Consider the following 13,051-nt stretch of genomic DNA (forward strand, 5'->3'; position numbering starts at 1 on the left):
TGCGTGAGGGATGGAAGCCCGTCAGGGACAAGACGGTGGCCGCAAGACCGCGGCTTGACCCGCAGCGCGAGAGCGCGGCCCCGCATGGCGGGGACACGCCCGGCCCTCGCTCACTGCACGCGCCGCTGCCTCGGGCTGGGGACCACCGGCAACGTGTGGGCGCGTTGCTCATCACCAGCCAGTTCCCCACTGACGCCTGCCATGCACTCTTTCCTGACCCGACCATCGCTGTCGATCAGATCGTTCACCAGTCCCATCGCACCGCCCCGACCGGCGAATCGATGCGCAAGCGCTGTGGCAGGAAGACGTTGCAAGCCGGGTAGCGAGGCAGCTGACCAGCGACAGCCGTGTTGCTCACGCTGCCGGCGACGGAGTGCCTGTCCAGCCTGCGCGACCAATGACGGGCAGCTGAATCCCCTCGGTCGAGACGGTAGCGCGTCCCATGCGCTCTCCCTCCATGCCTCACGAGCTACAGTTACGTTGCTGCACGCATGCCCCACGACAAGCCCCGCAAGGCGATGCATGCAAGACTTGTGGGGTATTCCGTGGGGTTTTTGGGCCGGCAACGAGAAAATATGATTGCACGACAACCGCTTAGCTTCGAACTCGAAGTTCAGGTGCAGAACATTGAGTGAGGTTTCGGGGCTGACATAGGCCAGCGTCTCGCTGCGGGCGTTGTCCCAGGCAGTTGCCCCGCCGGCTCATGGAGGCTGTGATGCCGTGCTCGGCCAGCACGTCCCGAAAGACCTGGCTGGCGTGCTGGCTGTCGGTGGTCACCTTGAAGCGCCACTGGCGAACGCGTTGCAGTGCCAGCTCTTCTCCAACTGTGCCGCAATCAGCCGGTTGTCTGGATCGCACGCGGCATATCGTCGCTCGGCAAGCCCGGCCTCATGGCGTGCCTGCTGCAGTTCGAGGTCCCAGATGCGTCGCTGATCGGCCTGAGATTCCGTGGGCCTCCGTTGCGCTTCCAGGGCTGCGTCAATCGAGAGCGGCTCGGCAACACGCGACAGCTCATGCGTGATCGCTGCGTCGGGGCGGCGACCGCCGAACATGAAGCAACGCGGCATGGCGAGCGCGAAGTTGGGCCAATCACAGCGGTAGGACCGCCTGCGGAATCCGGCCGGCATACGCCACCGTCAGCCATCGCCCGCAGCGGCCGCAGCACAACATGCCTGCGAGCAAGGCCTGCCGACCACGGCCTGACTTTTCCACCATCCGCTCGGCTGTAGGCATTGGCGGCGAGCTGCTTCTGGTCGCGCTCAAACTCTGCCCAGCCGACGTAGGCTTCGTGGTGGTCCTTGAGCACCTTTCCGGCCAAGGTCTTGGTGCCGAGAGCGCAGCGGCGACACATTAGGGGTATTCTCAGAATTTCCCTGGAAATTTCTTGCAACCGTCCTGAGCCCGCTCTATCCTGATCTGACACGCACTTGACACCTCATTGACACGCTGCAGACCCGAGGGCGACACCGACAGAAACACCTGCGCCGCGCCGCAGAACCTGGGTCAGCGCCGTCGGACACCCATGCCAGCGTCGAGTTCTTCGCCAGCTTGGCAGGCAGGCGAAGACCTTGGGCAATGCGGCGGGCTTCCAAATCAACATCGTGCCTTGGCAACACACGCCTGAGCATCCCCACACGGAGTCTTTTGGTCATGAACAGAACTTCCATGCGACCCGCTGCCATTGCGCTGGCGTTGGCCGCCTCCAGTTCCTGGGTCCACGCCAAGGTGGCCGAGATCGAACCCAACAATCGCTGCGCCGCCGCGCAATCCATCGGAGCCGCGCCCGGCGTGTCGGTGAGCGGAGAGATCGTCGCCGGCGATGTGGACTTCTTCCGCGTGACCGCGGCACCAGGCAAGCTGCTGCAGGTCAATCTTTCGGCGGCGCTGGGTGGCGGCGGCACGCTGGCAGACAGCATCGTCGGCGTGTTCGACAGCAGCTGCCAGCAGATCAGCCAGAACGACTATGCGGGGCCGGACATGGACTCGCGTGCGCTGTTCAGGGTACCGGCCGATGGCACCGTCATCTTCGCCGCGGCGGGCTTTCCCGACTTCTCGTTCACTGGCAACACCAGCGAGCTGGGCACTTATTCGCTGAAGGTGGTCAAGCCGCAACCGCCTTACGTCACCGGCACGGTGAAGGATGCGGTGACCGGCCTCCCGCTGCCCGTGGGCGTCGGTCCCGTCACGCTGCGCCACTGCGACGGTCCAGGCTACGACATCTGCCAGACCGAGTTGATGACGCTGCCCGTGGCCGCCGACGGCAGTTTCGCGCTGTCGCTGTCCGGCATTGACACCGGCTACTACCAGCTCAGCACCTCGCCGACCGGCTACGTCACCACCTACGGCACGCCATTCCACTACGACGGGCCGGACACCGTGTTCAAGGAGGCGCTGAAGGCCAAGCTGGCGCCGGTGAGCGTGACTTCACCGACCAACTGCACCCGGGCCACCGACGGCGGTGACTGCGAGTACACCGTCACGCTCACCAACATCACGGCCAACACGATCGACGCGGACGTGTGGACCATGGTCAGTGCCAACATGAGCGGCGGCCCCTATGGCACCGCGACCTTCATGAGCGGCACGGCGCTTTACACCCCGGCCCACGTGCAACTGGCCCCTGGCGCCTCCACCACCGTCACGCAGTTGCTGCCCATCGCCGGCGCGCCTACCGGCATCCTGAGCCAAGGCACGGTGTATGTGAGCAAGGCCGGCAAGCCGCTGGCCACGCTGGGCCAGCTCTTCTTCGGCTTCACCGTGACGCCCGAGGGCGCCACCGGCATGACGGAGGCGCAGTTCGCCCAGCGCACGCAAGGCCAGGCCTTGCGCATGCAGGCCAGCCGCCAGACCAGGCAGAGCGCGCAGGCCGCCGCTCCGGCGCCCCAGCTCAGCTTCCGCGGGTCGCTGCTGAACGCGGAAACCGGCCAGCCGGTCACCGATCCGGCACCGCCTTACGTCAACCTCTACCTGTGCATGGCCCCTGGCTACGCGCTGTGCACCGGCTACTTGAAGAGCGTGCAGGTCGGGTTGGACGGCAACTTCACCATGGACATGCGCCGCGCGCCGGCCGGCCGTTACCAGTTCTGGGCCATGGGCATTCCGGGCTTCGACATCGGCTACTCGGCCGCGTTCGATTACGACGGCAAGGCCGCCCCGGCGGCGGTGAACTTCACGGTGCCGCCCAAGCACATAGTGATCGCCAACATCACCGCCTGCAGCAACAGCGACGCACTGCCTGCAGGCAGCAAATGCAGCTACGGCTTCGACTTGCGCAACACCGGCACGACGGCGCGCACCCTGGCGTTCTGGACCTCGGACAACGTGCTGCCCACCGGGTCCCCGAACAACAACACCAGCTTCGCCGTGCCGGGCGACGGTGGCCAGGCGCAAACACTGGTCACGCTGCAGCCGGGCGAGACGCGCCACATCTCCAAGGGGCTGCCGCAGGTCACCAAGCTGCCCGCCGGCGCGCACCTGTACCCGTCGCTGTGGCTGTCCACGCCCGACAAGCCCTTTGAGATCTGGGCCTCCGACTGGGTCCCGACCGTGAACGCCGTGCCGGCCGCAGGTCAGCCCTGAAAACCCGGCCCTCTCAAGCGCGCTGAGCGCGCCCCGCCGGCATGCCAGCATTGGCCGATGACCTGTCCGTCGAGCTCGGGCACAGCTACCGTGAGGGGCGGCCACCACCGCTGGCCGGGCTGGCTGACCCGGATCTCTCAAGCCAAGCCAGTTCGCTCGATGTTGCACGAGGGGTGCTCGCCAGACAACGCCGCATGCGAGGGCTTAAACCGCCCACCCGCCCGCCCTGCACGTCGCCGCATCACGTCCACGAATGCTGACCTGTCGTCATCTCGACCTCCAAGCTGGCTTCAGTTCGGCGATCAGGCGGCGGGCGGCGATGGCCATGCGGTGTCGAACGTCGGCGGTCAACGACCGAAGGCTGGCGCGCTAGGGTTCGAACTGCTCTCCAGGCACATGCCCGACCAACCGCAGAAAGGCGTTCAGATCGGCGGACAGGGCGGCCGCCGATCGGTTGAGCCCTCAGTGCCGCCATGGCAATGGCATGGTCAGCTTGCCTTCCAGGAGAGCGCCGACGTAGGCACCACAGTCACGCGATCAGGCGTCTCCGTGCCCATCCGCCGACCGCCGAGCTGGCCCCTTTCGATCACTGAGGCTTTGGATCTATCGGGTGATTCAGGCGCCTCAATTTGAAGAAGCGGCGCAGCCTGGACAGCGACATTCTGCAGCAATTCCAGCTGCCGATGGCCCGGTTGGCTGCCCGTCGTGCACATGGTCGACATCGTGCGCTCTTCGGCGCTGGCTCGGTAGGCCTGCACCTTGGCGCACTCGTCGTCTCACAAGATTCCGTGATGTGCCACTGGATCGCGCAGCCTCCCAAGACGCTCGCGATCGGCTCACCATTCGTATCAACTTTTCCGGCCGGCGCCCTGGCCCTCGCGCATCACGCTGAATCCTTGTCGGGAACGTTCATCAGCGGCGTGGGTTCGTGCGCCGCGGAGGGCTCGGCGAGCCAGCGCTCTTGCGACGCTCGCAAATGCGTGAACATTGCAGCGGCGGCCGCCTGGGGGTCGCGCGCCTCCAACGCGTGGTACACGGCTTCGTGTTCCTGGAGCGCGGTGGTCCAGGTGTGCACGTTCTCGGACCGTCCGCGCATGTGCGACGAGATCGGGCTGTGGCGGCCGTCGAACAACTCGCCGACCAGCCGCACCAGCACCGAGTTGCCACCCATCTCGGCGATGCTCAGATGAAAGCGCCGGTCTGCGTCGACCGGCGTGCGCCCGCGCGCGTGCTCGCGTCGCATCGCCCGCAGGCTCTCCGCAACACGGTCGAGACCGGCACGCGTGGCGCGAGCCGCGGCCAGCGTGATCACGGCGCCTTCGAGCGCGGCGCGCGCCTGCATCAGCTCGATGGCACTTTCGCCGAGTGCCGGCGTGCCGTGCTCGATGGTGGCAGGCGGCGCGCAAACATAGACGCCCGAGCCCATGCGGATCTCGACACGACCGTCGATTTCGAGCGCGATCAGGGCCTCGCGGAGAGACGGCCGCGAGACGCCCAGCTGCAGCGCGAGCTCGCGCTCCGGCGGCAGCCGCGAACCGACGCTGAACGCGCCGTCCTGGATGACGGCGCGGATCCGGTCGGCCACCTGCTGGTACGACCTGCGCGCATCGACGGTACGGGAAGAGGAAGGCATTCGGAAAGCTTGTGAGAGGAATTGGCCTGACCAGCGGCGGGAAGCGCCGCCACCCGGGCGCAGGCACGACGCGCCTACGCCAGTCTCGCTCACGGCACAGCGGGGCCAGGATGGGGTTTTTACTGGTCAGTCCAATTCGTTTTTGTGGCAAATTGGCTTTACCAATTCTCAAGCCTTCGATTTTTCCTGACCTCGCTGATGTCTTCCCCTGGTTCGTCCGTGCCGCCGCCGCTGCTCCAACTGAGCGGCGTGACAAAGCGCTTCCTCAACGTCACCGCGCTCGCCGGCGTCAGCTTCGACGTCCGGCGCGGCGAAGTGCACGCCGTCTGCGGCGAGAACGGTGCCGGCAAGTCGACGCTGATGAAGGTCATCAGCGGCATGTATGCGCCCGACGAAGGCCAGTTGCGCTTCGAAGGCGAGGAGATGCGCTTCGGCTCCCCACAGGCAGCGCAGGCCAAGGGCATCGTGATGATCCACCAGGAGTTGAACCTGGTGCCGCACCTGGATGTGGCGGAAAACATCTTCCTGGGACGCGAACCGCGGCGGGGACCGTTTGTCGACCGTGCCCGGCAACGCGCCGGCGCGCAGGCCTGCCTCGACCGGCTGGGCGTCGCGATCCGGCCCGATGCGCCGGTGGCAGGCCTGTCGGTCGCCCAGCAGCAGATGGTCGAGATCGCCAAGGCGCTGTCCATGAACGCCGAGCTGCTGATCATGGACGAGCCGACCTCCTCGCTCACGGACACCGAGACCGCGCAGCTGTTCAAGGTGATCCACGAACTCAAGCGCGCTGGCGTCGGCATCGTCTACATCTCGCACCGGCTGGACGAGATGGCCGAGATCGTCGACCGCGTCACGGTGCTGCGCGACGGTCGCTACGTGGCGACCATGGACCTGGCAGCCACGTGCATCGACGAGATCGTCTCGCTGATGGTGGGCCGCGCCCTCGACGACAAGTTTCCGGCGCCTACACGCCAACGCGGCGGCGAGACCGTGCTGGCGGTGCGCGGCTTGCGCCGCAAGGGCGCGTTCGGCCCCATCGACTTCGAGCTGCGACGCGGCGAGATCCTGGGCTTTGCCGGACTGATCGGCGCCGGGCGCACGGAGGTCGCTCGCGCGGTATTCGGCGCCGACCCGGTCGATGCCGGAGAGGTGCTGCTGCACGGCCGCAAGCTGGACATCCGCTCGCCCATTGACGCGATCCGCCATGGCATCGCCTACCTGTCAGAAGACCGCAAGGCGCACGGGCTGGCGGTGAAGATGACGGTCGCCCAGAACGTCACGCTGGCCAACATGCGGGCCGTCTCCGACAACCTTGGCTTCATCCGCTTCGCCGACGAGACGGCTGCGGCGCGGCGCTACATCGAAGCGCTGGGCATCCGCACGCCGTCGGCCGACCAGGTCGCCAGGTTGCTCTCCGGGGGCAACCAGCAGAAGGTGGTCATCGCGAAATGGCTGTTCCGCGACTCCCGCGTGATCTTCTTCGACGAACCCACGCGCGGCATCGACGTGGGCGCCAAGTACGCGATCTACGAACTCATGGACAAGCTCGCTGCCGACGGCATCGGCGTGGTGCTGATCAGCTCGGAGCTGCCGGAGATCCTCGGGCTCACCGACCGGGTCTGCGTCTTCCATGAAGGCTCGCTGACCAAGATCCTGGAGACGCGCACCACCAGCCAGGAAGAAATCATGCACCACGCCTCCGTGCGTTCGCCGGCAACGGCGGCGCACGCTCCCACGCTCCAGACCACTGCACCATGAACGACAGACAGAAGGATCTCATCCAGAAATTTGCAGCGCTGGCGGGCCTGCTGGTGCTCGTGATCGTGTTCTCCACCACGAGCAACTCGTTCTTCACGCTCGGCAACGGCATGACTGTCGCGCTGCAGGTCACCTCCATCGTCTATCTCGGCATCGGCGCAACCTACGTGATCCTGACTGGCGGCATCGACCTGTCGGTGGGCTCGATCCTGGCGTTGTCGGGCGTCGTCGCAGCGCTTGCCGTGAAGGCCGGGATGTCGGTGCCGCTGGGCATGACGCTGGGCATCGCGGTGGGCGCACTGTGCGGCGCGATCAACGGGCTGCTGGTGACGCGGCTGAAGCTGCCGCCGTTCATCGCGACGCTGGGGATGATGCTCGTGGCGCGCGGCGTCGCGCTGCAGATCACCGGTGCGCGCGCCATCTCGGGCCTGGGCGAGGCCTTCGGCGAGCTCGGCAACGGCTCGCTGTGGCGCGTGGTGAAGCTCGACGCACGAGGCTTTCCGGACGTGGTTTTCCCCGGCATCCCTTATCCCGTGCTGCTGATGATCGTGCTGGCGGTGATCGCCAGCATCCTGCTGACCCGCACCACGCTGGGCCGCCACATCCACGCGGTGGGCTCCAACGCGGAGGCCGCGCGGCTGTCGGGCGTCAACGTCGGGCGGGTCGTGATGTTCGCCTATGTGGTGTCCGGCGCGCTCGCCGGCCTCACCGGCTGCGTCCTGATGTCACGCCTGGTCACCGCGCAGCCCAACGAGGGCGTGATGTACGAGCTCGACGCGATCGCCAGCGCGGTGATTGGCGGCACCTCGCTGATCGGCGGGGTCGGCACGATCTCCGGAACCATGATCGGCTCGTTTGTCATCGGCATCCTGCGCAACGGCTTGAACATGAACGGCGTCTCGGCGTTCACCCAGCAAATCATCATCGGCCTGGTCATTCTTCTGACCGTCTGGATCGACCAGATGCGCAATCGCCGATGACGTTGTCCCCGGCCGCAAGGCCTTCTCGAACCGCCCCACCACAACATCGACAGGAGACAAACCATGAACCGCAGACTTCCCCGCTTGCTGCTGCTCAGCTCGCTCGCGCTCGCATCCATTGGCGCTTGCGCCGGCGAGATCGCCGTGATCGTCAAGACCACCAACTCCAACTTCTGGCAGAACGTCAACAAGGGCGCTGAGGCTGCCATCAAGGAGGGCAAGGGCCACACCATGACCTTTTCAGGTCCGGCCTCCGAATCGGCCGTGGCCGACGAGGTGAACCTGGTCGAGAACGCCGTCAACCGCAAGGTCGCCGGCATCCTGCTCGCCGCCTCCGACCCTGACGCACTGGTCCCCGCACTCAAGAAGGCCTGGGAAGCCAAGATCCCGGTGGTCTTGATCGACTCGATGGTGTCGGATGCCGGCAAGGCCTACTACCAGTCCTTCCTGGCCACCGACAACAAGGCTGCCGGCGAAATGTGCGCCAAGGAAATGATCGCCAAGGTCGGCACCACGGGCAAGGTCGCCATCATGTCCTACGTCGCAGGTGCCGGCTCCGAGATCGGCCGCGTCGGCGGCTTCAAGGAATACCTCCAGGCGCATTCCAAGCTGCAGGTCGTCGGCCCGTTCTACTCCCAGTCGCAGATGGCGACCGCACTCAACCAGACGACAGACGTGCTGGCCTCCAATGCGGACCTCAAGGGCATCTTCGGCGCCAACGAGCCCACCGCCGTCGGCATGGGCCGCGCGCTGGTGCAAAGCGGCAAGTCCGGCAAAGTCGTCGCCATCGGCTTCGACGGCAACGAGGACCTGCAGAAGTTCGTGCGCGACGGCACGCTCCAGGCCACCGCCGTGCAGAGCTCGTACCAGATGGGCTACCTCGGCGTGAAGACGCTGGCCGACGTGATCGCCGGCAAGCAGGTGCCCAAGTTCCGCGACACCGGCGTGGTGCTGGTGACCCGCGGCAACGTCGACAAGCCCGAAGCAAAGAACGTCCTTTATTGACCTGCAGGTCCGGGCGTGCGCCGCGTGCCCGGGCCGGATGCCATCGCCATGCAAGCAAGCGCTCTTCGACCCATCGCCGGCGGCCGCCTCGCTCTCAGCGCGCTCGGCCTGGGCACCGCCGCCCTCGCTGGGCTCTACACGCCGGTGAGCGCGCGCGACGCCGAAGAAACGCTGGCAGAGGCCTGGGAGGCCGGGCTGCGCTACTTCGACACCGCGCCGTTCTACGGCTACACGCGAAGCGAGCGGCGGGTCGGCGCCTTTCTGGCCGAACGCCCGCGCGAGGCGTTCGTGCTGGGCACCAAGGTCGGTCGCCTGATGCGGCCGGACCCGGGCGTCGCGCCGCTGGACGATGGATGGGCAGACCCGCTGCCATTCCGTCCCGTCTTCGACTACAGCCGCGACGCGATCCTGCGATCGGTCGAGGACAGCCTGCAACGTTTGGGGCTCGCGCGCATCGACATGCTGCTGGTGCATGACATTGGCCGCATGACCCATGGTGACCGGCACGACAGGCACTGGGAGGCGCTGACCCGCGGCGGCGGCTTCCGCGCGCTGGAGGAACTGCGCGCCGAGGGCCGGGTGGCCGCCATCGGCCTCGGCGTCAATGAGTCTGCGGTGGCGCGCGATGCAATGGGCGAAGTCCACCTGGACTGCACGCTGCTCGCAGGCCGCCATACCTTGCTGGAGCAAGGCGCGCTGGGCTTTCTCGACCAGTGCGCGAAGGCCGGCACCGCGATCATCGTCGGCGGGCCATTCAATTCGGGCCTGCTGGCCGGGCAGGCGAAATTCGACTACGTGGACGCGCCGCCGTCCGCGCTCTCCCGAGCGGCATCGCTGCGCACAGCCTGCGCAGAATTCGACGTGCCGCTCGAGGCCGCCGCACTGCAGTTCCCGCTGGCGCATCCTGCCGTCGCCGCGGTGCTCTGCGGCATGCGCAGCGCCGCGCAGGTGCGGCAGAACGTCGCCTGGTTCGAACGCGCCATCCCCACGGCCTTGTGGGACGCGCTGCGCGAACGCGGGCTTGTCGACCCGCAGTCGCCCTGCCCCGTCGGGAGCGCCGCATGAAGGTCGACGCGCATCAGCACTTCTGGCGCCTGGCCGATCGCGCCAGCGCCTGGCCGCCGGCGGAACTGCACGCCATCCACCGTGATTTCGGGCCGCAGGACCTCGCCCCGCTGCTGCGCGAGAACGGCATCGACGCGACGGTGCTGGTGCAGTCACTGCCGACCGCGCAAGACACCGCCTTTCTTCTCGAAACCGCGCGCAACACCGACTTCGTGCGCGGCGTGGTCGGCTGGGCCGACCTGAAGGCCGCCGACGCGGTCCACACCATCGATGCGCTCGCCAGGGACCCGCTGCTCAAGGGCCTGCGCCCGATGCTGCAGGACCTGCCAGAAGACGACTGGATTGCCGACCCCGCGCTGGCGCCTGCGGCTGGCGCGATGGCACGCCACGGCCTGGTGTTCGACGCGCTGGTGATGCCTCGGCACCTCGCGGCGCTGCACAGCTTCGCCGCTGCCCATCCGACGCTCGCCATCGTCGTCGACCACGCCGCCAAGCCGTCCATCGCTCGCGGCACGCTCGAGCCGTGGCGCACGGACATGGCACGCCTGGCCGCGCTGCCTCACGTGCATTGCAAGCTCTCCGGCCTGCTCACCGAGGCCGCCCCGGGCGCCGGGCGCGAGGCGTTGCAGCCCTTTGTGCAGGCGGTGTGGACGCTGTTCGGTCCGCATCGGCTGCTGTGGGGCAGCGACTGGCCGGTGCTTCGGCTGGCAAGCGACTACACCGCATGGCGCGCAATGGCCGAAGCGCTGATCGACGCCGTCGATCCTGCGCCCTCGGACGCCGACCGCGCTGCGCTTTTCGGCGGCAATGCCGCTGCCCTCTACCGACTCTGAACCCCCTCATGCTCACCGTCCTCTGCGAAACCCCTGGCCGCCTCGTCGCCCAAGACCGCCCGCGCCCCGAGCGCCAGCCCGGCGAGGTGATGCTGCGCGTCAAGCGAGTCGGCATCTGCGGCACCGACCTGCACATCTTCACGGGCAACCAGCCTTACCTCAACTATCCGCGGGTGATGGGGCATGAGTTCTCCGGCATCGTCGAGGAGACCGATCCGGCAAGCCCGCTGCAGGTCGGCGATGCGGCCTATGTGATGCCCTACCTGTCCTGCGGCCACTGCATCGCCTGCCGGCAAGGCAAGACCAATTGCTGCACCGACATCCGGGTGCTCGGCGTGCACCGCGATGGCGCGCTGACCGAGCTGCTGTGCGTGCCGGCCGGGTTCGTGCACGCTGCGGCCGGTGTCAGCCTGGACCAGGCGGCGATGCTCGAATTCCTGGCCATCGGTGCGCACGCGGTGCGCCGTGGCGAGATCGTGGCCGGCCAGCGCGTGCTGGTGGCCGGCGCAGGTCCCATCGGGCTGGCCGTGATGCTGTTCGCCAAGCTGCGCGGCGCCAGCGTGACGGCGCTGGACACGCGGCGCGACCGCCTCGACTTCGCGACGACGCACCTGGGCGTTGACGCAGCGGTGCCGGTGGGTGACGGCGACACGGAAGAACTGGCCCGGCTGAGCGACAACGAGTTTTTCGATGCAGTGTTCGATGCCACCGGCAACGCCAAGGCCATGGAACGCGGATTCCGTTTCATCGCGCATGGCGGGCGCTACGTGCTGGTCTCCATCGTGCAGGGCGCCATCGCCTTTTCGGACCCTGAATTCCACAAGCGCGAGGCCACGCTGCTGAGCAGCCGCAACGCAACGACCGAGGATTTCGAGACGGTGCTCGCGGCCATGCGCGCAGGCCAGGTGCCCGACGCGGCACTGGCCACGCATCGGCTGGCGCTGGCGAACCTCGCTGCCGGCTTCGAGCGCCTGCTCGATCCGGCCGAGGGCGTCATCAAGGCCATCGTCGAATGCTGAGCGCCTGACGATGCCGCTCGGCCATCCCATTCTCCAGTTCGGCACCAGCCGCTTTCTGCAGGCGCATGTCGACCTGTTCGTGTCGCAGGCGCTGGACGCGGGCGAGGCGCTAGGCGGCATCACCGTCGTGCAAACGACGGGCAGTGCGCAGGGCGCGGCGCGCGTCGCGGCGCTGGCCGAGGGCCGCGCTTACCCGGTGCGGCTGCAGGGCCTGATGCACGGGCGGGAAGTCGATGAGTTGTGCCATTGCCACGCCGTGAGGGCGGCGCTGAGCACCACCACGCAGTGGAACCGGGTGCGCCGCGAGTTGGCCGAAGGTGAGGTGCAGGTCGTGGTCTCGAACACCGGCGACGCGGGCTGGCAACTCGCCGACGCGGACGGCCCCGGCCTTGCCGCGCCCGACGCCGCCGCGCCGCAGGCGTTTCCCGCCAAACTGCTGGTGCTGCTGCACGACCGCTGGCAGGCGCAACCGGAGGCTGCCCTCAGCCTGCTGCCATGCGAACTGGTGTCGCGCAACGGCGACCGCCTGCGCGAACTGGTCGCCGGCCTTGCCAGGGCCTGGCAACTGCCGGCGGCGTTCGAGGACTGGCTGCGCGGTCATCTGGTCTGGGGCAACTCGCTGGTCGACCGGATCGTGTCGGCGCCGCTGGAGCCGGCCGGGGCGATCGCGGAGCCCTATGCACTGTGGGCGATCGAGCGAACCGCCGGGCTGATCGTTCCCTGCAGCCATCCAGCCATCGTCACGACCGATGCGCTCGACCCGTTCGAGCGGCTCAAGCTCTGGCTCCTCAACCTGGCGCACACGGTGCTCGCGGAGCTTTGGCTGCGCGAGGGCCAGCCGGCCGGACGCACGGTGCTGGAGGCCATGCATGTCGCCGCGTGGCGTCTGACGCTGGAGGGCGTGTGGACCGACGAGGTGCTGCCGGTGTTCGACGCCCTGGGTCAAGGCGGGGCCGCGCGCGCCTATCGGGACGAGGTTCGCGAGCGGCTGCTCAACCCGTTTCTTGCACATCGCCTGGCCGACATCGCCGGCAACCATGACCAAAAGAAGGCGCGCCGCCTGGCGCCCGTGGTCGCGGCGGCCCGCGAGCACGCGCCGGCGCTCGCCCAACCCTGGCTGATCGGCGCCATCGCGTCGTCAGGCCCAACCCATCAGGATCCGTCATGAAACGAATGGAA

11 protein-coding genes are annotated in these 13,051 nt (G+C 67.6%); 9 read left to right on the plus strand and 2 right to left on the minus strand.

Annotated elements, in window-relative coordinates; translation table 11 throughout:
• Window positions 1–491 precede the first annotated feature (491 nt).
• A complete protein-coding gene (locus tag AC3WR5_RS10640) occupies window positions 492–635 on the plus strand; it encodes a hypothetical protein (protein WP_492484201.1) in 144 nt (47 codons plus the stop codon).
• A gap of 138 nt (window positions 636–773) precedes the next feature.
• Here AC3WR5_RS10640 and AC3WR5_RS10645 read toward each other — a convergent pair whose 3' ends face one another.
• Window positions 774–1,067: a hypothetical protein gene (locus AC3WR5_RS10645; protein ID WP_492484203.1), complete on the minus strand. Its 294-nt coding sequence runs from the start codon at window positions 1,065–1,067 to the stop codon at window positions 774–776.
• 583 nt (window positions 1,068–1,650) lie between these two features.
• On the opposite strand from AC3WR5_RS10645, the gene AC3WR5_RS10650 reads away from it, so the two are divergent.
• Window positions 1,651–3,579, plus strand: coding sequence for a hypothetical protein (locus AC3WR5_RS10650; RefSeq protein WP_492484205.1), 1,929 nt, complete (start codon window positions 1,651–1,653; stop codon window positions 3,577–3,579).
• A gap of 883 nt (window positions 3,580–4,462) precedes the next feature.
• On the opposite strand, the gene AC3WR5_RS10655 is transcribed toward AC3WR5_RS10650, so the two are convergent.
• A complete protein-coding gene (locus AC3WR5_RS10655) occupies window positions 4,463–5,212 on the minus strand; it encodes a FadR/GntR family transcriptional regulator (RefSeq protein ID WP_141287651.1) in 750 nt (249 codons plus the stop codon).
• 198 nt (window positions 5,213–5,410) lie between these two features.
• Between AC3WR5_RS10655 and AC3WR5_RS10660 the strand changes: the two genes are divergently transcribed.
• The 7 genes from AC3WR5_RS10660 to AC3WR5_RS10690 all read left to right on the plus strand — a co-directional run bounded on the left by AC3WR5_RS10660 (window position 5,411) and on the right by AC3WR5_RS10690 (window position 13,040).
• Entirely contained in the window at window positions 5,411–6,970 is a 1,560-nt protein-coding gene (locus tag AC3WR5_RS10660) for a sugar ABC transporter ATP-binding protein (protein ID WP_492484207.1), read from the plus strand.
• Window positions 6,967–7,950, plus strand: coding sequence for an ABC transporter permease (locus AC3WR5_RS10665; RefSeq protein ID WP_492484209.1), 984 nt, complete (start codon window positions 6,967–6,969; stop codon window positions 7,948–7,950). The genes AC3WR5_RS10660 and AC3WR5_RS10665 overlap by 4 nt, the downstream gene beginning before the upstream one ends.
• A 63-nt stretch (window positions 7,951–8,013) precedes the next feature.
• On the plus strand, window positions 8,014–8,955 hold the full coding sequence (locus AC3WR5_RS10670) for an ABC transporter substrate-binding protein (RefSeq protein WP_492484211.1): 942 nt from the start codon (window positions 8,014–8,016) through the stop codon (window positions 8,953–8,955).
• Window positions 8,956–9,003: 48 nt separating this feature from the next.
• The gene (locus AC3WR5_RS10675) at window positions 9,004–10,020 is read left to right on the plus strand and encodes an aldo/keto reductase (RefSeq protein ID WP_492484589.1); all 1,017 of its coding nucleotides are present in this window, start codon (window positions 9,004–9,006) and stop codon (window positions 10,018–10,020) included.
• Window positions 10,017–10,853 (plus strand): amidohydrolase family protein, encoded by an 837-nt coding sequence (locus tag AC3WR5_RS10680; RefSeq protein ID WP_492484213.1) that lies wholly within the window; start codon window positions 10,017–10,019, stop codon window positions 10,851–10,853. Before AC3WR5_RS10675 ends, AC3WR5_RS10680 begins: the two co-directional genes overlap by 4 nt.
• 8 nt (window positions 10,854–10,861) lie before the next feature.
• On the plus strand, window positions 10,862–11,872 hold the full coding sequence (locus AC3WR5_RS10685; protein ID WP_492484214.1) for a zinc-binding alcohol dehydrogenase family protein: 1,011 nt from the start codon (window positions 10,862–10,864) through the stop codon (window positions 11,870–11,872).
• A gap of 10 nt (window positions 11,873–11,882) precedes the next feature.
• Window positions 11,883–13,040, plus strand: coding sequence for a mannitol dehydrogenase family protein (locus tag AC3WR5_RS10690; RefSeq protein ID WP_492484216.1), 1,158 nt, complete (start codon window positions 11,883–11,885; stop codon window positions 13,038–13,040).
• Window positions 13,041–13,051 lie beyond the last annotated feature (11 nt).

It is taken from the genome of Ideonella sp. FW305-24, assembly GCF_058788035.1.